General features: G+C 72.5%; 14 protein-coding genes. 8 read left to right on the top strand and 6 right to left on the bottom strand.

All coding sequences use genetic code 11. The annotated features are described in order from the left end of the window. Nucleotides 1-163: 163 nt before the first annotated feature. Together OG710_RS21720 and glgB are read left to right on the top strand one after the other, a co-directional pair. A complete protein-coding gene (locus OG710_RS21720) occupies nt 164-1588 on the top strand; it encodes a maltokinase N-terminal cap-like domain-containing protein (protein WP_330240800.1) in 1425 nt (474 codons plus the stop codon). A gap of 103 nt (nt 1589-1691) precedes the next feature. Next, nucleotides 1692-4124 carry a 1,4-alpha-glucan branching enzyme gene (gene glgB / locus OG710_RS21715; protein WP_330240799.1) on the top strand — a complete coding sequence of 811 codons (2433 nt, stop codon included), beginning with the start codon at nt 1692-1694 and terminating at the stop codon, nt 4122-4124. Here the strand turns inward: glgB and OG710_RS21710 are convergent. Further along, nucleotides 4111-5511 carry a cation:dicarboxylate symporter family transporter gene (locus OG710_RS21710; protein WP_330240798.1) on the bottom strand — a complete coding sequence of 467 codons (1401 nt, stop codon included), beginning with the start codon at nt 5509-5511 and terminating at the stop codon, nt 4111-4113. The genes glgB and OG710_RS21710 overlap by 14 nt on opposite strands. A gap of 144 nt (nt 5512-5655) precedes the next feature. Between OG710_RS21710 and OG710_RS21705 the strand changes: the two genes are divergently transcribed. The 3 genes from OG710_RS21705 (at nt 5656) to OG710_RS21695 (ending at nt 8788) form a co-directional block, all read left to right on the top strand. Further along, on the top strand, nt 5656-7272 hold the full coding sequence (locus OG710_RS21705; protein WP_330240797.1) for a sensor histidine kinase: 1617 nt from the start codon (nt 5656-5658) through the stop codon (nt 7270-7272). Then, nucleotides 7269-7943 carry a response regulator gene (locus OG710_RS21700; RefSeq protein ID WP_330240796.1) on the top strand — a complete coding sequence of 225 codons (675 nt, stop codon included), beginning with the start codon at nt 7269-7271 and terminating at the stop codon, nt 7941-7943. The genes OG710_RS21705 and OG710_RS21700 overlap by 4 nt, the downstream gene beginning before the upstream one ends. Before the next feature lie 197 nt (nt 7944-8140). Beyond that, nucleotides 8141-8788 carry a helix-turn-helix domain-containing protein gene (locus OG710_RS21695; protein WP_330242313.1) on the top strand — a complete coding sequence of 216 codons (648 nt, stop codon included), beginning with the start codon at nt 8141-8143 and terminating at the stop codon, nt 8786-8788. A 30-nt stretch (nt 8789-8818) separates the two neighbouring features. On the opposite strand, the gene OG710_RS21690 is transcribed toward OG710_RS21695, so the two are convergent. Further along, complete coding sequence (locus OG710_RS21690) at nt 8819-9844, bottom strand: ATP-dependent 6-phosphofructokinase (protein ID WP_111338263.1); 1026 nt, start codon at nt 9842-9844, stop codon at nt 8819-8821. 263 nt (nt 9845-10107) lie between these two features. Here OG710_RS21690 and pta point away from each other — a divergent pair, with 263 nt between their 5' ends. The 3 genes from pta (at nt 10108) to pyk (ending at nt 14935) form a co-directional block, all read left to right on the top strand. Further along, complete coding sequence (pta, locus tag OG710_RS21685; protein WP_330240795.1) at nt 10108-12180, top strand: phosphate acetyltransferase; 2073 nt, start codon at nt 10108-10110, stop codon at nt 12178-12180. A gap of 5 nt (nt 12181-12185) precedes the next feature. Next, complete coding sequence (locus tag OG710_RS21680; protein WP_330240794.1) at nt 12186-13430, top strand: acetate kinase; 1245 nt, start codon at nt 12186-12188, stop codon at nt 13428-13430. A 74-nt stretch (nt 13431-13504) separates the two neighbouring features. After that, a complete protein-coding gene (gene pyk, locus OG710_RS21675) occupies nt 13505-14935 on the top strand; it encodes a pyruvate kinase (protein ID WP_330240793.1) in 1431 nt (476 codons plus the stop codon). A gap of 69 nt (nt 14936-15004) precedes the next feature. On the opposite strand, the gene OG710_RS21670 is transcribed toward pyk, so the two are convergent. The 4 genes from OG710_RS21670 to OG710_RS21655 form a co-directional block, all read right to left on the bottom strand. Then, a complete protein-coding gene (locus tag OG710_RS21670) occupies nt 15005-16348 on the bottom strand; it encodes a hypothetical protein (RefSeq protein WP_443064284.1) in 1344 nt (447 codons plus the stop codon). Continuing rightward, the gene (locus OG710_RS21665; protein ID WP_111338258.1) at nt 16338-16910 is read right to left on the bottom strand and encodes a DUF6114 domain-containing protein; all 573 of its coding nucleotides are present in this window, start codon (nt 16908-16910) and stop codon (nt 16338-16340) included. The genes OG710_RS21670 and OG710_RS21665 overlap by 11 nt, the downstream gene beginning before the upstream one ends. A gap of 98 nt (nt 16911-17008) precedes the next feature. Next, entirely contained in the window at nt 17009-17680 is a 672-nt protein-coding gene (locus OG710_RS21660; protein ID WP_330240791.1) for a DUF6230 family protein, read from the bottom strand. A 628-nt stretch (nt 17681-18308) separates the two neighbouring features. Beyond that, a complete protein-coding gene (locus OG710_RS21655) occupies nt 18309-19280 on the bottom strand; it encodes a tetratricopeptide repeat protein (RefSeq protein WP_330240790.1) in 972 nt (323 codons plus the stop codon). Between the last annotated feature and the right edge of the window lie 107 nt (nt 19281-19387).

Raw genomic sequence — 19387 nt, 5'->3', positions numbered from 1 at the left:
GGGCGGTTCGCGCCGCCCCGCACGGGGCACCCACCGATGCCCCCCTGCCGAGTCCGTACGGATCATCCTGACCCGACACGTCCCGCACAGCCGGACAGCCCATGCCGCAATCCGGGACACTCTTCGCATCCTGTGGTGTGCCCCGGGGAAAGGACGCGATGCCATGTTGGAGGCACCAGACGCCTCGGCCCCGGACGCGGTCTCGCGCACGGACACCCAGGTCACCACGGCGGACGGCACGGCCCTGATCCCGTCCCTCGGGCCGCTGCTCCACGAATGGCTGCCCCGGCAGCGGTGGTTCGCCGGCAAGGGACGGCCCATCACCGCCTTCTCGCTGGTCGCGGCCACCGAGATGCTGCCGGTGGACGGTACCGGCTCCGCGCCGGGGCTCCTGCACCTGCTGGTCCGGGCCCATCAGCCCACCATGCCCGCCCAGCCGCCCGTCGACTGCTACCAACTGCTCCTCGGCGTACGCCCGGTGCTCCCCCCGCACCTGGCGCCCGCCGCCATCGGCCGGGTGCCGCACGGGCCGCTGGCCGGGCTCACCGTCTACGACGGACTGCACGACGCCCGCCTCGCCGCACTGCTGCTGGAACGATTTCGCACCCCCGGCCGGCTCGGCGCCGTGCGCTTCGACCGCGGTGCGGAACCGATCCCGCAGCGGCTGCCGCCCCGAGTGCTGGACACCGAGCAGTCCAACTCCTCGCTGGTGTACGGGGACGCGTACATCCTCAAGATCTTCCGCCGGGTCTTCCCCGGCACCAACCCGGACCTCGAACTGCCGCTCGTGCTGTCCCGCGAGGGCTGCGGACGCGTCCCGGCCCCGGTCGCCTGGTTCGAGGCTGCGACACCGGAGCGGCTGACGCTCGGGGTGCTCCAGCCGTTCCTGCGCGGCGCCGAGGACGGCTGGCAGCTCGCCCTGCGCGCCCTCGCCACCGGGCACGACTTCCTGCCCGAGGCGCGGGCGCTCGGCCGCGCCACCGCCGAGGTGCACACCGCGCTCGCCGGCGCGCTGCCCACCCCGGTGCTGCGCCGCTCCCAGACCGACGAGCTGGCCGCCGCCATGGTGGAGCGGCTGGAGGCGGCCGCCCACGCGGTGCCCGAACTCGTCCCGTACGTCCCCGGACTGCGCACCGCGTTCGACGCGGTCGCGGCCCTGGGCCACCGGGGGCGCAGCTGGGCCGCGCAGCGGGTGCACGGCGACCTCCACCTCGGCCAGACGCTGCGCGGCGCCGACGGCTTCTGGTCGCTGATCGACTTCGAGGGCGAGCCGGCCCGGCCGCTCCCGGAGCGCCGCAGCCCGCAGCCCCCGGTCCGCGACGTGGCCGGCATGCTCCGGTCCTTCGACTACGCGGCCCGCACCCACCGGCCCTGGAAGCCGGAGTGGGCCGCCCGCTGCCGGGACGCCTACTGCGACGGCTACGCCGAGGCGGCGGGCACCGACCCGCGCGCCGAGCCGGAGCTGCTGCGCGCCCACGAGACCGACAAGGCGGTGTACGAGGTGCTGTACGAGGCCCGGCACCGGCCCGACTGGCTGCCGGTCCCGATGGCCGCGATCCACCGCCTGGCCGCCGGCTCCCCCGGCTGAGACCGGCCGAGACCCGCCGATACCGGCCGGGACCGGCCGCGCTCCCCCGCAGCCCCCGATCCGCCCCGCTCCCCACCCCCCACCTCCGAGGAGTCAGTCCCCCGTGACCGCCCGCAAGCCGTCCCGCACCGCCAAGCCCGCGACGCCCGCCCGCACGGCCCCGGCCGACGCCGGGACGCCGCTCCCCGAGCCCCCGATCGCCGCCGTCCTCCCCACCCCGCCGGCCGCGGCGCCCGCCAAGAAGCGCACCACGCGCCCCCCGAAGAAGACCGCGGCCACCGGCACCCCCGCCGCCGCACCCACCCGGCGCGCCAGGAAGGCCGCGGCACCGCCCCGGCCCCGTACCGCCGCCGGCCCGAATCCGTGCCCGGCCTCGCCGCTGGACGGGGCCGACCGGGGCAGGCTGCTGGCCGGTGAGCATCACGACCCCCACGCCCTGCTGGGCGCGCACCCGGTGGACGGCGGGGTGCGGGTGCGGGTGCTGCGCCCGTTCGCCCGCGCCGTGACCGTGCTCGCCGAGGGGCTTCGGGTGCCGCTGGACAGCGAGGGGGACGGGTTGTTCTCCGGGCTGCTGGCGCTGTCCGGGGTGCCGGAGTACCGGCTGCTGGTGGCGTACGACGACAACGAGATCGAGGCGGAGGACCCGTACCGCTTCTGGCCGGCGCTCGGTGAGCTGGATCTGCATCTGATCGGCGAGGGCCGGCACGAGGAGCTGTGGACCGCGCTCGGGGCCCGGCCGATGGTCCACCAGGGCGTGGCCGGGACCAGGTTCACGGTGTGGGCGCCCAACGCGCGGGGCGTGCGGGTGTGCGGCGACTTCACCTACTGGGACGGCACCGGCTTCCCGATGCGCTCGCTGGGCTCGTCCGGGGTGTGGGAGCTGTTCCTGCCCGGGGTCGGCGAGGGCGCGCTGTACAAGTTCGACATCTGCCGGCCCGACGGTTCGCACACGACGCGTTCGGACCCGATGGCGAGGCACACCGAGGTGCCGCCCGCCACCGCGTCGGTCGTGACGGCCTCGCACCACGTCTGGCAGGACCGGGAGTGGATGGAGCGGCGCGGGGACGTCCCGGTGCACGAGGCGCCGTTCTCGGTGTACGAGGTGCATCTGGGCTCCTGGCGGCCGGGGCTCACCTACCGGCAACTGGCGGAGCAGCTGCCGGCGTACGTGAAGGAGCTGGGCTTCACGCATGTGGAGCTGATGCCCGTCTCCGAGCACCCCTTCGGCGGCTCCTGGGGCTACCAGGTCACCGGCTTCTACGCGCCGACCTCGCGGATGGGTTCGCCGGACGACTTCCGATTCCTGGTGGACGCGCTGCACCGGGCCGGCATCGGCGTGATCATGGACTGGGTGCCCGCGCACTTCCCGCGCGACGACTGGGCGCTCGCCGAGTTCGACGGCCGGCCGCTGTACGAGCACTCCGATCCGGGGCGGGCCGCGCACCCGGACTGGGGCACGCTGGAGTTCGACTACGGGCGGACCGAGGTGCGCAACTTCCTGGTCGCCAACGCCACGTACTGGTGCGAGGAGTTCCACATCGACGGGCTGCGGGTGGACGCGGTCGCCTCGATGCTCTACCTGGACTACTCGCGCGAGGACGGCCAGTGGTCGCCCAACGAGTTCGGCGGGCGGGAGAACCTGGACGCGGTCGCCTTCCTCCAGGAGATGAACGCCACGGTCTACCGGCGCAATCCGGGCGTGGTCACCATCGCCGAGGAGTCCACCGCCTGGGACGGCGTGACCCGGTCGACCGACCGCGGCGGGCTGGGCTTCGGCCTGAAGTGGAACATGGGCTGGATGCACGACTCGCTGGTGTACATCTCCAAGGAGCCGGTGCACCGCAAGTACCACCACAACGAGATGACGTTCTCGATGGTGTACGCGTACAGCGAGAACTACGTGCTGCCGATCTCGCACGACGAGGTGGTGCACGGCAAGCAGGCGCTGGTCTCCAAGATGCCTGGGGACTGGTGGCAGCGGCGCGCCACCCACCGCGCCTACCTGGGCTTCATGTGGGCCCATCCGGGCAAGCAACTGCTGTTCATGGGGCAGGAGTTCGCGCAGGGCGCGGAGTGGTCGGAGGGCCACGGCCCGGACTGGTGGCTGCTGGACCCGTCGTACGGGGCGGAGGCCGACCACCGCGGGGTGCGGGATCTGGTGGCCGACCTCAACAGCGTGTACCGGGCGACGCCCGCGCTCTGGCAGCGGGACACCCGTCCGGAGGGCTTCTCCTGGGTGGACGGGGGCGCGGCGGAGGACAACGTGTTCGCGTTCCTGCGCCACGACGCGAAGGGCGCGCCGCTGCTCGCGGTGTCCAACTTCTCGCCGGTCGTGCGGCACGGCTACCGGCTCGGGGTGCCGGAGGGCCCCCGGCTGTGGGCGGAGGCCCTGAACACGGACGCCGCCCGGTACGGGGGTGGCGATGTGCGCAACACGGAGCCGCTGCGGCCGGAGGCGGTGGCGTCGCACGGCCGGGCGTCGAGCGTGGTGCTGACGCTGCCGCCGCTGGCGACGGTGTGGTTCACCCCGGCGTGAGGCGGTGGGACGCGGAGGGCCGGTCGCCGTCGCGGGCCTCGGGCACGTGCGGTTCGGCCGGCCCCTCGTCGCTGAGCATCTTCTCGTCGAACGGGAGGGTGCCGGCGAGCACCAGGCCGGCCCGTTCGCGGTCGATCTCCCCGGTCCAGGTGCCGACGAGGACCGTGGCGACCGCGTTGCCGGCGAAGTTGGTCAGGGCGCGGGCCTCGCTCATGAAGCGGTCGATGCCGACGATGAGGCCGACGCCGTCCACCAGTTCGGGGCGGTGCGACTGGAGGCCGCCGGCGAGGGTGGCGAGGCCGGCGCCGGTGACCCCGGCCGCGCCCTTGGAGGCGATGACCATGAAGACGAGCAGCGAGATCTGCTCGCCGATGCTCAGCGGGTCGCCGGTGGCGTTGGCGATGAACAGCGAGGCCATCGTGAGATAGATCGCGGTGCCGTCCAGGTTGAAGGAGTAGCCGGTCGGCACGGTGATGCCGACGACGGGCTTGCTGACGCCCAGGTGCTCCATCTTGGCGATCAGCCGGGGCAGCGCCGACTCCGAGGAGGAGGTGGACAGGATCAGCAGGAACTCGCGGCCCAGGTACTTCAGCAGCGTGAGGATGTTCAGCCCGGCCACCAGGCGCAGGATCGCGCCGAGCACCAGGAAGACGAACAGGGCGCAGGTGACGTAGAAGCCGATCATGATGACCGCGAGTGATTTCAGCGCGTCCACCCCGGTCTCGCCGACCACCGCCGCCATCGCGCCGAACGCGCCGACCGGGGCCACCCACATGATCATGGCGAGGATGCGGAAGACCAGGCGCTGGATGTGCCCGATGCCGCGCAGCACCGGTTCGCCGTGGGCGCCCATGGCCTGGAGCGCGAAGCCGGCGAGCAGGGCGACGAGCAGCGTCTGGAGCACCTCGCCCGCGGTGAAGGCGGAGACCAGGGTGGTCGGGATGATGCCCAGCAGGAAGTCCGTGGTGGACTCGCCGGCCCCGGACGCCTGCTTCTCACCGGCGGCGCGGACGGCCTCGGTGATGTGGAGGCCGGAGCCGGGCTCCAGGAGGTTGCCGACGACCAGGCCGATGGCCAGGGCGACCGTGGACATCACCAGGAAGTAGCCGAGGGCGAGCCCGCCGACCGCGCCGACCTTGGCGGCCTTGCGGACCGAGCCGACGCCCAGCACGATCGTGCAGAAGATGATGGGCGAGATCATCATCTTGATCAGGTTCACGAAGCCGGTGCCGATGGGCTTGAGCTCGACGGCGGCGTCCGGGGCCACGAAGCCGACGAGGATGCCCAGCCCCACCGCCACGATCACGGCGAGATACAGGTACTTCGTCCGGTCGGGCTTCGTACGGTCCGGCGTCGTGCGTTCCGGCTCGGCGGCGGTCGCTGCCACGGGGTCTCCTCGGGTCGTCGTCGTCCCGCCCCCGCGCCGGGGGCCCCGGCGACTATCCCGCCCGCTGTGACACCGGTCACCGTTGCGTGCATTTCGTTCACAGGCCGGGCGGGCCCGCGTTTTCGGACAGGCACACTGGTCGGCATGCGTTTTCCCCGTACCCGTCCGCGCAGCCTCGCCGGGCAGCTGTTCGCCATGCAGGTGGTGCTGGTGGCGGCCGTGGTGGCCGGATGCGCGTTCTTCGCGTACGAGTCCGGGCGGGGGCAGGCCGAGGAGACGGCGGCGCGGCAGGCGCGGGCGGTGGCCCTGGCGGTGGCGGGATCGCCGTCCGTCCGGGAGGCGATCCGCACCGAGGACCCGTCCGCCGCGCTCCAGCCGTACGCGGAGCGGGTCCGCAAGGAGACCGGGATCGCGTTCGTCACGATCATGAGCCCGGACCGGGTCCGCTGGACGCATCCGGTCACCGACCGCATCGGCGAGACGTTCCTCGGGCACACCGCGCGGGCGCTGCGCGGCGAGACCTTCTCGGAGACGTACACCGGCACGCTCGGGCCCTCCATCCGCGTGGTCACCCCGGTCCGGGACGGCGGCCAAATCACCGGACTGGTCAGCGCGGGGATCACCGTGGACCGGGTCTCCTCGCAGGTGCGGGCGCAGCTCGGCGCGCTGGGGCTGGCGGCCGGCGCGGCGCTGGTCATCGGCGGCCTCGGCACGTACGTGATCAACGCCCGGCTGCGCCGCCACACCCACGGGATGAACGCCACCGAGCTGAGCCGGCTGCACGACTACCACGAGGCGACCCTGCACGCGGTGCGCGAGGGGCTGCTGATGCTGGACGGGCAGCGCCGGATCGCCCTGGTCAACGACGCGGGCCGGGAGCTCCTGGGCCTGGGCCCGGACGCGGTCGGCCGCCGGGTCGCCGATCTGGCTCTGCCGGCCCCGCTGACCGGGGCGCTGCTCGCCTCCGAGAAGCGGGTGGACGAGGTGCATCTGACGGCGGACCGGGTCATCGTCGTCAACACCCGTCCGGTCGTCGGCGGCGAGCGGCGCGGGACCGTGGTGACCCTGCGCGACCACACCGAACTCCAAGCGCTGTCCGGGGAGCTGGACTCGGAGCGCGGCTTCACCCGGGCGCTGCGCTCCCAGGCGCACGAGGCGGCGAACCGGCTGCACACCGTGGTCTCGCTGATCGAGCTGGGGCGCGCGCGGGAGGCGGTGGGCTTCGCGACGGCGGAGCTGGAGCTGGCCCAGGCGCTCACCGACCGGGTGGTGGGAGCGGTCGCCGAACCGGTGCTGGCGGCCCTGCTGCTCGGCAAGGCCGCCCAGGCGAACGAGCGGGGCGTGGAGCTGGTGCTCGCCGACGACAGCCTGATCGACGACGGCGCGCTGCCGCCGACGCTGCCCGCCCGCGATGTGGTGACCATCCTCGGCAATCTGATCGACAACGCGGTGGACGCGGTGACCGGGGCGCCGGAGGCGGCCGTGCCGGGGCAGCGGGGCCGGGTCACGGTGACCGCGCTCGCCAACGACGGCGAACTGCTGCTGCGGGTCGCGGACAACGGCGCCGGGGTCGATCCGGCGGTCGCCGCCGAGGTGTTCCGCAGCGGCTGGTCGACGCACGGCGCCGGGCGCGGGCTCGGCCTGGCCCTGGTGCGCCAGGCCGCCCACCGGGGCGGCGGCACGGTGGCCCTGGAGCAGGGGCCGGACGGGGGCGCGGAGTTCACCGTGCGGCTGCCGCTGGGCGCGGGGGTCCGGGCGTGATCCGGGTGCTGGTCGTCGAGGACGACCCGGTCGCGGCGGACGCGCACCGGCTGTACGTGGGCCGGGTGCCCGGCTTCGCCGTGGCCGCCGTGGCGCGGTCGCGCGCCGAGGCGGTCCGGGTGCTGGAGCGCGTCCCGGTCGATCTGCTGCTCCTGGACCTCTATCTGCCGGACGGGCACGGGCTGGCCCTGCTGCGCGCGCTGCGGGCGGCCGGGCACACGGCGGACGTGATCGCGGTGACCTCGGCCCGCGACCTGGCGGTGGTCCGCGAGGGGGTCTCGCTGGGGGTCGTCCAGTACGTGCTGAAGCCGTTCACCTTCGCGACCCTGCGGGACCGGCTCGTGCGGTACGCGGAGTTCCGGGCGGCGGCCGGCGAGGCGAGCGGGCAGGACGAGGTGGACCGGGCGCTGGCCGCGCTGCGGGCCCCGGAGCCGGCCCGGCTGCCCAAGGGGCTGAGCGGCCCGACGCTGGAGTCGGTGACCGGTGCGCTGCGGGCGGCCCCGGAAGGGCTGACGGCCGCGGCGGCCGGGCTGGAGCTGGGCATCTCGCGGATCACCGCACGCCGCTATCTGGAATACCTGGTGACGGTGGGGCGGGCGGGACGCAGCCCGCAGTACGGGCAGGTGGGACGGCCCGAGCTGCACTACCGCTGGCAGCCCGAGAAGCACTGAACCGGAGGGCGGCGGCGGGCGCGGGCGAGGCGTTCGGTCCCGCCGTGCGGCTTTTGCACCTAGGACCTTCCTATGAGCCGTATTCTCGGGCGAACACACCGTAGTCAGACAGGCCCCGACCTCCTTACGGTGGGCGCGTGCACCCCACCCCTCCTTTCAACGCCCCCGCCGCCCGAAGACTCCGCGAGGCCCTGGGAATGGCTCCCGGCCATGTCGCCTACGGCCTCGGCGCCCAGTACGGCCTGCGGATCACCCCGGAGACCGTGGCCGAATGGGAACGCGGCCTGGCCGTTCCCTCGGAGTACGAACTGACCGCGCTGGCCGGGGTGCTGTGGTGTGCGCCGGGCGAGCTGCTGACCGCCGCGCGCAGCCTGCGCGAGCACCGGGTCGCGCGGGGGCTGGCCCCGGACGAGCTGGCGGCGCGGGTCGGGATGGCCGCCGGCGCGTATCTGCGGATGGAGGAGTCGGGGCGGTGGCGGGGCAACGAGCGCCAGTCCGCGGCGCTGGGCGAGGCGCTGGGCCTGACGCCCGCCGACTTCGTGACCGCGACCGGGCGTGACGAGGAGCTGGCGGGCCTGCTGCGCAGCGCGGTGACGACGCGCTGGCAGGCGTACACCCGGCCGGTGGCCAAGCTGGTGCCGCTGGAGCGGCGCCATGTCCAGGACACCCTGGAGCGGCTGCACACGGACTACCAGGCGCTGATGGTGACCACGCTCAGCTGGAGCAGCACCGGCACGGACCGGCCCGGTGGCTCCGGCGACGGGGGCCGGGCCTTCCTGGACCGGATCGTGCCCCGGTTCTGGGAGGCGGCGGCACCCGCGTCGCCCCGGCCCCGGCAGGCGTGACGACGGCGGGGGCGCCGCCCGGCGGGCCGGTCAGAAGACCGACTCGGCCTCGTGCATCCGGTCCAGCGGGACCGTCTTGAGCTGGGTGACCGCCTCGGCGAGCGGGACCATCTCGATGTTGTTGCCGCGCAGCGCGGTCATCCGGCCGAAGTCGCCGCGGTGCGCCGCCTCCACCGCGTGCCAGCCGAAGCGGGTGGCGAGGACGCGGTCGTACGCGGTCGGGGTGCCGCCGCGCTGGACGTGCCCCAGGATGACCGGCCGGGCCTCCTTGCCGAGCCGCTTCTCCAGCTCGACGGCCAGGCGGTTGCCGATGCCCTGGAAGCGCTCGTGCCCGTACTGGTCGATCTCGCCCTTGGCGTACGGCATGGAGCCCTCGGCCGGGTGCGCGCCCTCGGCGACGCAGATGACCGCGAACTTCTTGCCGCGCGCGAAGCGCTCCTCGACCATCTTGACCAGGTCGTCCACCTCGAACCTGCGCTCGGGCAGGCAGATGCCGTGGGCGCCGCCGGCCATACCGGACTCCAGCGCGATCCAGCCCGCGTGGCGGCCCATGACCTCGACGACCATCACGCGCTGGTGGGACTCGGCGGTGGTCTTCAGACGGTCTATGGCCTCCGTCGCGACGCCCACGGCGGTGTCGAATCCGAAGGTGCGGTCGGTGGAGGAGATGTCGTTGTCGATGGTCTTGGGCACCCCGACGACGGGCATCCCGGCGTCCGACAGCATCCGGGCGGCGGTGAGCGTGCCCTCGCCGCCGATCGGGATCAGCGCGTCCATCCCGTAGCGCCGGCTCAGCTCGGCGCAGTTCTCGGCGGCCTCGCGCAGCCGGGCGCGCTCCAGGCGGGCCGAGCCGAGGATCGTGCCGCCGCGGGCGAGGATGCCGCTGACCGCGTTCAGGTCGAGGGGCCGGAAGTGGCCGTCGAGGAGGCCCTTGAAGCCGTCCTCGAAGCCGATGACCTCGTCTCCGTGGCCGACGACGGCCCGGTGGACGACCGAACGGATCACTGCGTTCAGGCCGGGGCAGTCGCCGCCTGCGGTGAGAACTCCGATGCGCATCCTGCTGTATCTCCTGCTCGCTGGGCCCGTCCGTTGGCATCCGGAACGGGGGCTTCTTCCTCTTCCCCCGTACCGTGAGTCACGACGAGTGTCCCACGCCGGGCGCACGGCTCGCGCTCCCGGCCGTCCGGGGGCCGCCTGCCGGGGCCCTCGCGGGGCAGTAGTCCGGCGGGCGGCGCCGCCCGCCCCACGGGTATCGTCAAACGGGCGATTACCACTCGAACCGGGCACCATACCGGACCAGAGACGACGGGAGAGCACGCGTGACGCGCAGCGTGTACGTGACCGGGATCGACCGGGGGGACGGCCGCCAGGTCGTGGACCTGGGCGTCATGGAGCTGCTGACCCGCCAGGTGGACCGGGTCGGGGTGTTCCGCCCGCTGGTCCACGACGATCCCGACCGGCTGTTCGAGCTGCTGCGGGCCCGCTACCGGCTGTCCCAGAACCCGTCCACGGTGTACGGGATGGACTACCACGAGGCGTCCGCGATCCAGGCCGAGCAGGGCACCGACGAGCTGGTGTCCCGGCTCGTCGAGCGCTTCCACCGGGTGGCCGTCGACTACGAGGTGGTGCTCGTCCTGGGCACCGATTTCGCCGCCACCCAGCTCCCCGACGAGCTGGCGCTCAACGCCCGGCTGGCCAACGAGTTCGGCGCCTCGGTGATCGCGGTCGTCGGCGGCCAGGACCAGAACGCCGAATCGGTGCGCGCCGAGACCCGCAACGCCTACCGTGCGTACTCGGGCCTGGGCTGCGACGTGCTGGCGATGATCGTGAACCGGGTGGCCCCCGCCGACCGCGACGTCGTCGCGGAACGGCTGTCCGCCACACTGCCGGTGCCCTGCTCGGTCCTGCCCGACGAACCGGCCCTCGCGGCGCCCACGGTCGCCCAGATCACCGCGGCCCTGAACGGCACGGTGCTGCTGGGCGACGACTCCGGGCTGGCCAGGGACGCGCTGGACTTCGTCTTCGGCGGGGCGATGCTGCCGAACCTGCTGAAGGCGCTGACCCCGGGGTGCATGGTGGTCACGCCGGGCGACCGCGCGGACCTGGTGGTCGGCTCGCTGGCCGCGCACAGCGCCGGGACGCCGCCGATCGCCGGGGTGCTGCTGACCCTGGACGAGCGGCCCGGCGAGGAGATACTCACGCTGGCCGCGCGGCTCGCACCGGGCACCCCGGTCGTGTCGGTGGCCGGCGGCTCCTTCCCCACCGCCGGGGAACTCTTCGCGCTGGAGGGCAAGCTGAACGCGGCCACCCCGCGCAAGGCGGAGACCGCCCTCGGGCTCTTCGAGCGCCATGTGGACACCGCGGCCCTCCTCGACCGGATATCCGTCGCCCGCAGCGGCCGGGTCACCCCGATGATGTTCGAGCACGAGCTGCTGGAGCAGGCGCGCGCGGACCGGCGCCGGGTGGTGCTGCCGGAGGGCACCGAGGAGCGGGTGCTGCGCGCGGCGGACGTCCTGATGCGGCGCGACGTCTGCGACCTCACACTGCTGGGCGACCCCGACGTCATCCGCAAGAAGGCCGCGGACCTGGGCATCGACCTGGCCGAGACCCAGCTCATCGACCCGCAGACCTCGGAGCTGCGCCAGTCGTTCGCCGAGCGGTACGCGGCCCTGCGGGCGCATCGCGGGGTGACGGTGGAGCTGGCGTACGACGTCGTCTCGGACGTCAACTACTTCGGCACCCTGATGGTCGAGGAGGGCCTGGCCGACGGCATGGTCTCCGGCGCGGTGCACTCCACGGCGGCGACGATCCGGCCCGCCTTCGAGATCATCAAGACGAAGCCGGACGCCTCGATCGTCTCGTCGGTCTTCTTCATGTGCCTCGCCGACCGGGTCCTTGTGTACGGCGACTGCGCGGTCAACCCGGACCCGGACGCGGAGCAGCTCGCGGACATCGCGGTCCAGTCGGCCGCCACCGCCGCCCGCTTCGGCGTGGACCCCCGGATCGCGATGCTCTCGTACTCGACGGGCACCTCCGGCACCGGCGCGGACGTGGACAAGGTGCGCGCGGCGACGGACCGGGTGCGCGGGAGCCGGCCGGACCTCCTGATCGAGGGCCCCATCCAGTACGACGCGGCGGTCGAGCCGAGCGTCGCGGCGACCAAGCTGCCGGATTCCGAGGTGGCGGGGCAGGCGACGGTCCTGATCTTCCCGGACCTGAACACCGGCAACAACACGTACAAGGCGGTGCAGCGGTCGGCGGGTGCGGTGGCGGTGGGCCCGGTCCTCCAGGGGCTGCGCAAGCCGGTCAACGACCTGTCGCGCGGCGCGCTCGTGCAGGACATCGTCACCACCGTGGCCATCACGGCGATCCAGGCCCAGGGCGAGGAGTGACCCGTATGACCACCCCGAACACCACCGAAGGCACGGCGGCCGGGAAGCCGGGCCGGGTGCTCGTGCTCAACTCGGGCTCGTCCTCGGTGAAGTACCAGCTGCTCGACATGAGCGACCGCTCCCGCCTCGCGGCCGGGCTGGTGGAGCGGATCGGCGAGGAGACCTCCCGGCTCGTGCACACCCCGCTGACCGGTGACGGGGGCGGCCCGCGGGAGCGCGAGGGCCGGATCGCCGACCACGACGAGGCGCTGAAGGCGGCGGCCGCGGAGCTGGCGGCGGACGGGCTCGGCCTGGACTCGCCGGAGCTGGCCGCGATCGGGCACCGGGTGGTGCACGGCGGGCTCCGGTTCACCGAGCCGACCGTGATCACCGACGACGTGCTCAAGGAGATCGAGCGGCTGGTCCCGGTGGCGCCGCTGCACAACCCGGCGAACATCACGGGCATCCGCACCGCCATGGCGCTGCGGCCGGACCTGCCGCAGGTGGCGGTGTTCGACACGGCGTTCCACACGACGATGCCGGAGCACGCGGCGCGGTACGCGATCGACGTGGAGACGGCCGACGCGCACCGCATCCGCCGCTACGGCTTCCACGGCACCTCGCACGCGTACGTCTCGCGCAAGGCGGCGGCGCTGCTGGGCAAGGAGCCGCAGGACGTCAACGTCATCGTGCTGCACCTGGGCAACGGGGCGTCGGCCTCGGCGGTCGCGGGCGGCCGGTGCGTGGAGACGTCGATGGGGCTGACCCCCTTGGAGGGGCTGGTCATGGGTACCCGTTCCGGGGACATCGATCCGGCCGTCACCTTCCATCTGAAGCGGGTGGCGGGGATGTCGGCGGACGAGATCGACGTCCTGCTCAACAAGAGGAGCGGCCTGGTGGGGCTGTGCGGCGACAACGACATGCGGGAGATCCGCCGCCGGATCGACGAGGGCGACGAGCGGGCCGCGCTCGCCTTCGACATCTACGTCCACCGGCTGAAGAAGTACATCGGCGCCTATACGGCGGTCCTCGGCCGGGTGGACGCCGTCGTCTTCACCGCGGGGGTCGGGGAGAACTCCGCCCCGGTGCGGGAGGCCGCGATCGCGGGTCTGGAGGAACTGGGCCTGGCGGTGGACGCGGATCTGAACGCCGTACGGTCCGCGGTGCCGCGGCTGATCTCACCGGATTACGCACGCGTCGCGGTCGCCGTGGTGCCGACGGACGAGGAACTGGAGATCGCCACGCAGACCTTCGCACTGGTCGACAACTGAGCGGACCCCCGCCCCTTTGTATCTTCCGCCAGCCGGAATATTCCGCAGCGAAACAAACCGATAGGATTCGCCCCATGCGCCGTTCGAAAATCGTCTGCACCCTCGGCCCCGCCGTCGACTCCCATGAGCAGCTCGTCGCTCTGATCGAGGCCGGCATGAGCGTGGCCCGTTTCAACTTCAGTCACGGCTCCCACGCGGAACACCAGGGTCGTTACGACCGGCTCCGCAAGGCCGCCGCCGAGACCGGGCGGGCGGTCGGCGTGCTCGCCGACCTCCAGGGCCCGAAGATCCGCCTCGCGAAGTTCGCCGAGGGCCCGGTCGAACTGGTCCGCGGGGACGAGTTCGTCATCACCTCCGAGGACGTCCCCGGCGACAAGTCGATCTGCGGCACGACCTACAAGGGTCTGCCCGGCGACGTCGCCAAGGGCGACCCGATCCTGATCAACGACGGCAACGTCGAGCTGAAGGTCGTATCCGTGGAGGGCCCCCGGGTCCACACCATCGTCATCGAGGGCGGGGTGATCTCCGACCACAAGGGCATCAACCTGCCGGGCGCCGCGGTCAACGTGCCGGCCCTGTCCGAGAAGGACGTCGACGACCTGCGCTTCGCGCTGCGGATGGGCTGCGACCTGGTCGCGCTCTCCTTCGTCCGGGACGCGAACGACGTCAAGGACGTCCACAAGGTGATGGACGAGGAGGGCCGCCGGGTCCCCGTCATCGCCAAGGTGGAGAAGCCGCAGGCCGTCGAGAACATGGAGGGCGTCGTCATGGCGTTCGACGGTGTGATGGTCGCCCGCGGCGACCTCGCCGTCGAATACCCGCTGGAGCGCGTCCCGATGGTGCAGAAGCGCCTGGTGGAGCTGTGCCGGCGCAACGCCAAGCCGGTGGTCGTGGCGACCCAGATGATGGAGTCGATGATCACCAACTCCCGCCCGACCCGCGCCGAGGCGTCCGACGTCGCCAACGCGATCCTGGACGGCGCGGACGCGGTCATGCTCTCCGCGGAGTCCTCGGTCGGCGCGTACCCGATCGAGACCGTCAAGACCATGTCGAAGATCGTGGTCGCCGCCGAGCAGGAGCTGCTCTCCAAGGGCCTCCAGCCGCTGGTGCCGGGCAAGAAGCCCCGCACCCAGGGCGGTTCGGTGGCCCGCGCGGCCTGCGAGATCGCGGACTTCCTCAGCGGCGAGGCGCTGGTCGCCTTCACCAAGTCCGGTGACACGGCCCGCCGCCTGTCCCGCTATCGCGCCGCCCAGCCGATCCTGGCCTTCACCACGGACGAGTCCACCCGCAACCAGCTGGCCCTGAGCTGGGGCGTCGAGGCGCACGTCGTCCCGCACGTGGACAACACGGACGCGATGGTGGACCTGGTCGACTCGGAGCTGCTGAAGCTGAACCGCTACAACGCCGGTGACACGGTGGTCATCACGGCCGGCTCGCCCCCCGGCGTCCCCGGCACCACGAACATGGTCCGCGTCCACCACGTGGGCGGCCAGGACCAGGGCTGACCCCGAGCGGCGCGACGGCCCGGCACCCCTGCGGGGGTGCCGGGCCGTCGTCGTACCACGCCGAGTGCGTCAGGCGCCGTCCTCGGTGAAGTAGTTGTGCAGGCCGGGGATCGTCAGGGTGCCGCCGAACTGGCCGGCCTGGGTGACCTTCACCTTGGTGAAGAAGGCGAAGGGGACGTTCAGCGGGGGCGGGGACTGCGGGCTGAAGGTGATCGGGATGAGGCCGAAGAGGTTGCCCTTCAGCTCCTCCGTGTACATCGTCACCGTGCCGTTCCTGATGGTGGAGGTGGAGCCCTTCCGCGCCTGCACATGGCCGGTGACGCCCGGCATCGGGCCGACCGTCAGCTGGTGCAGGTCCTTGATGTCGATCGAGGACGCGGTGAACTTCAGCACCTTCTTGACGGTGCCGTCGCCCGTCCGCACCTCCACGATGCCCTTGTAGTCGAGCCCGTTCAGGGTGAGCAGCGAGCTCTCCAGAATCCACGGGTCGCTGGGCAGGTTCGGGATGCCCGGTTCCAGCTTCGCGTTGGCCAGGGCCTCCGGGTCCGCGGTCGGGCACGGGAACGGCTGCTTGGCGCCGTCCGGGATGTCCTCGTCCTTCTTGGCGTCGGTGCCCTTGACGTCCTCGTCGAGTTCCTCGACCGTGCGGCCCGCCCGGCCGGCCGCCTCTCGGATGGCCTCGGTGGTCGTGCCGGTGGTCTTCCCGGCCGTGTCGTCGGCCTTCTCGGCGGGCTCGTCCTTCGGGTCCGGGGCGGTGTCCGGGGTGCTCTCCGGGGCGGTGTCCGGGGTGGCGGACGCCGTCGGCTTCGGGCTCGCGGTGGTGGGCGTGGGGGACGGGCTCGCCGTCTCCGCGTCCTTGCCGGGGTCCTTGTCCGGGCCGTCGAAGAGGTCCTTGAGCGCGTCGCCCAGGCCCAGCGGGTCGAGCGGGTTGACCGACTTGGTGGGCGAGGGCGTGGCGGCCGGGGTCTCGGCCGCGGTGTCGGCCGGGGTGTCGGCCGGGGCGACCTCGGTGGTCTTCTTCGCGGTGTCGGCCGGCGCGCCCGTGGCGGTCGGCTTCGGGGTCGCCGCGCCGCTCGTCGTCGGGGCCGGCGTGCTGGTCGCGCTCGCGGAGGCGGACGGCGTCTTCGACGCGGAGGGCGTCGGTTCCACCGACTCGCTCGGCTCGTCGGAGCGGGTCACACAGGGGCCGGGCGCGAAGGGGATGTCCGTCGCGTCGTCGGCCATCGCCAGGCGGGGGGTGAGCCCCATCCCCACGAACACCGCCGTCGGCATCGCGGCGAGCGCGAACGCCTTCTTGCCGGACGGCATGTGGAGCTTCGTCAGCAGCGACTTCCTGGGCGCGGCGTGGCGGGGTCCCCGGCGTTCCTCCCGGAGCCCGGACTCGTCCGCGCGGTTCATGTCATCACCCCGCACGATGCCCCCCGCCGTCGGTCTCGGCCACCGCGTCGTACGGGGCCTGCTGTTGTTCGGGGAGGCCGGCGCCGTGCAGCGCGCCCTCGGGGAGCGGGGCCGCCGGCTGCTCGTCCTTCGCGAACGAGACGGTCTCCGGGGCCGCTTCGGGCGCCTCCGCGGTCGGCTCCTCGCCCGGCATCCACGACACGGAGAGCGCGCCGCCGAGCAGGGCGAAGACGAAGCCGATCAGGAAGCCGCCGATGTTGGCGACCGGTATCGACACGAGGGCCAGCAGAATGGCCGCGACACCGGAGAACACGCGGACGATGCTGTGGAACCACATCGTCAGGCCCAGCGTGACGAGCAGGACACCGATGATCAGCGAACCGGCGCCGGCGGTGGTGGACATCGCCAGCGTCACGTTGCCGAGGTGCATGTTCGCGTACGGGAAGTACATGATGGGCAAGCCGCCCAGCATGGTGAACAGTCCGGCCCAGAACGGCCGGTTACCCCGCCAGGTACGGAAGCCGCGCCGGGCGACGGTGAGGTAGTGCTCGTTCTGCCCTTGGGATTCGGGGCTCATGGAAAACAGCTCCCTGGGAACCGGTACTGCGGTGAGGAGGAGGGGTGGGCGGCCGGGAACCACTGCGTGCTCCCGGCCGCCCAGGGCCGGCTAGTGCCCTAGTAGCACTCGTTGACGCCCCTGGACAGCGCCAGGTGCAGACCCGGCAGCTTGAACGTGCCCGCGGTGGTGGCCCACGCCCGCTGCTTGACGTCCGTCAGCTTGGCGGTCTTGGCCCGCTGCGCGAACCCGTTCGGGTTGACCCACTTGTCGGCACCGGGCTGGATGCCCGGATTCTCCAGATCGCCCGCGCGGACACCGATGTCCATGCCCGTGAACTCGGCGTTGGCCTGGAGGTCCGAGACGTCGAGGTAGAGGCCGGTGGCGTCGACCAGCTTCTTCTTCTTCTCCTCGCCCGTGGCATTACCCGGGTCACCGGCGGTCAGCCGCAGCGTCACGTTGCCCAGCCCGAACGGCAGGTTGGGGGTGACGATCGACTGGCACATCGTGTTGATGGTGGCGTGACTGAACCCGGAGACGGCAACGGCGTGGCCCTTGCCGTCCTTCATGGGGTCGGCGCCGCCCTCGGTCGCGATGCTGCCGTACTGAACGAAGTTCTCACCGTTCAGTTCCTTGGCCGTGACCTTGAACTCCTGCCCCGAGACGCTGAACGACGCGGCGAGCGCGCCCTGCGCCAGGCCGACGCCGACCGCGGCGGTGGCTATGACGCTCGGCACCATGACGACAGCGAAGCGCTTCCATCTCGTGCCACCGCGAACCTGGGAACTCATACTTTTCCTCCTTCTCGGACGTACATCTCCGGTCCGGCATCCTGCCCGACCTGGGATGGGAGAAGTGCTACGTCCTCGGAAAGGAGAGCGCCCGCGAGCGGAGGCGTGTCACGCGTCCGCACCACCGGCGATCACCCCCGAGCGACAACCACTGGTCACGCGTGTGCGCGACCCGATTCGGACAGGCCCTGCCGACCGGCAGGAACCCCCCTGTCCGGAGCCGGCGTCACTGCCGCCGACCCACTCGGTGGGGACCCAACGGAGCCGCCCCACCCGACTGGCAGCCGGACTGGCGTTATTGGACCGAGCGTGGCCGATCGTGGTCCATTCCCGGCCGGGACACAAGAGGGTTCGTTACTCGCTGGTAACGCCCCCCTTGCCGGGCCGCGACCTGCCGGCATCGAGCGGCCACACAGGGTGGCCCCGGGTCGGCGGACGAAAGAGGGTAACAGCGAGTGAAACGGGGCACATCGCCAAGATCGATTTACTGCGAGTAACAGGCCGTGCTTTTATCAAGATTTGGTAAAGCAGGGCCTACTCTTATCGCCTGATCGCGAAAACGGCCGCGGCGCCCGAAGGCCGCCGCGGCCGTGTTGTCAGTTCAGCACAATCCGACCGGACCAACCGGTCAGAACAGGACGCGCGCCAGCGCGGTGCGCGCCGCGCCCACCCTCGGGTCCTCCGGGCCGATGACCTCGAAGAGGTCGAGCAGCCGCAGCCGGACCCGGTCGCGGTCCTCGCCGAACGTGCGGCGCACCGTCTCCACGAGGCGGCCGAACGCGTCCTCCACATGGCCGCCGACGAGGTCGAGGTCGGCCGCCGCCATCTGCGCGTCCGCGTCGGCCGGCTTCTCCGCCGCGTCCGTACGCACCTTCTGCGGGTCCGTCGCCTGCACCCGGGCCAGCAACTCGGCCTGGGCCAGGCCCAGCTTGGCCTCGGTGTTGTGGGGGTCGTCGGACAGGACGTTCTTGTACGCCTGGACCGCGCCCGGGAAGTCGTTGGCGTCGAGCGCCCGCGCGGCCGCCTCCAGAAGCGAGTCGTACGGGCCGGGCGGAGCCGGGGCCGCCGCCCGGGCCTCGCCGGGCGCCGCGGCGTCCACCGCGATGCCGGTGAGGCCGAAGCGCTCCTCGCCGACCTGGATCAGCTGGTCCAGGGTCTGGCGGATCTGGGCCTCGGGCGCCGCGCCCTGGAACAGCGGCAGCGCCTGTCCGGCGACGACCGCGAAGACGGCGGGGATGCCCTGGATGCCGAACTGCTGCATCAGCAGCTGGTTGGCGTCGACATCGACCTTGGCCAGCACGAAGCGGCCGTTGTACTCGTGGGCCAGGCGCTCCAGGAGCGGGCCCAGCTGCTTGCACGGTTCGCACCACTCGGCCCAGAAGTCGATGACGACGGGCACTTCTGCGGAGCGCTGGAGGACGTCGTTCTCGAAGCCCGCCTCGTTGACGTCGATGACGAGGGAGGAGGCGGGAACGGCCGCCGGGCCGCCCTGGCGCGCGGACTCGGCACGGGCCTGCTCCGCCTTCGCCTTGGCCTCACCGGCCGCCTTCACCGCGGCGAGGTCGACGACGCCGCTCATGGACATGTTTCTGGGCTGCATGCGTACATCCTCCCCCCTCGGCACGCTGTTCCGGAAAGCGATACGCGAACCGCACCCGTCCGCAGCCCTCGCCGGTGTGCGGGGGGCACGGACAGACACGGTTCTGG

The sequence above is a fragment of the Streptomyces sp. NBC_00525 genome (assembly GCF_036346595.1).
Lineage (GTDB): Bacteria > Actinomycetota > Actinomycetes > Streptomycetales > Streptomycetaceae > Streptomyces.
This window is presented reverse-complemented; position numbering and strand designations above follow the sequence as displayed.

Bases quoted from the DNA above. Each gene is read 5' to 3' on its own strand.
- OG710_RS21720 (WP_330240800.1), top strand. From the start codon at position 164: ATGTTGGAGGCACCAGACGCCTCGGCCCCGGACGCGGTCTCGCGCACG.
- OG710_RS21705 (WP_330240797.1), top strand. From the start codon at position 5,656: ATGCGTTTTCCCCGTACCCGTCCGCGCAGCCTCGCCGGGCAGCTGTTC.
- OG710_RS21695 (WP_330242313.1), top strand. From the start codon at position 8,141: ATGGCTCCCGGCCATGTCGCCTACGGCCTCGGCGCCCAGTACGGCCTG.
- OG710_RS21690 (WP_111338263.1), bottom strand. From the start codon at position 9,844: ATGCGCATCGGAGTTCTCACCGCAGGCGGCGACTGCCCCGGCCTGAAC.
- OG710_RS21680 (WP_330240794.1), top strand. From the start codon at position 12,186: ATGACCACCCCGAACACCACCGAAGGCACGGCGGCCGGGAAGCCGGGC.
- pyk (WP_330240793.1), top strand. From the start codon at position 13,505: ATGCGCCGTTCGAAAATCGTCTGCACCCTCGGCCCCGCCGTCGACTCC.
- OG710_RS21665 (WP_111338258.1), bottom strand. From the start codon at position 16,910: ATGAGCCCCGAATCCCAAGGGCAGAACGAGCACTACCTCACCGTCGCC.
- OG710_RS21660 (WP_330240791.1), bottom strand. From the start codon at position 17,680: ATGAGTTCCCAGGTTCGCGGTGGCACGAGATGGAAGCGCTTCGCTGTC.
- OG710_RS21655 (WP_330240790.1), bottom strand. From the start codon at position 19,280: ATGCAGCCCAGAAACATGTCCATGAGCGGCGTCGTCGACCTCGCCGCG.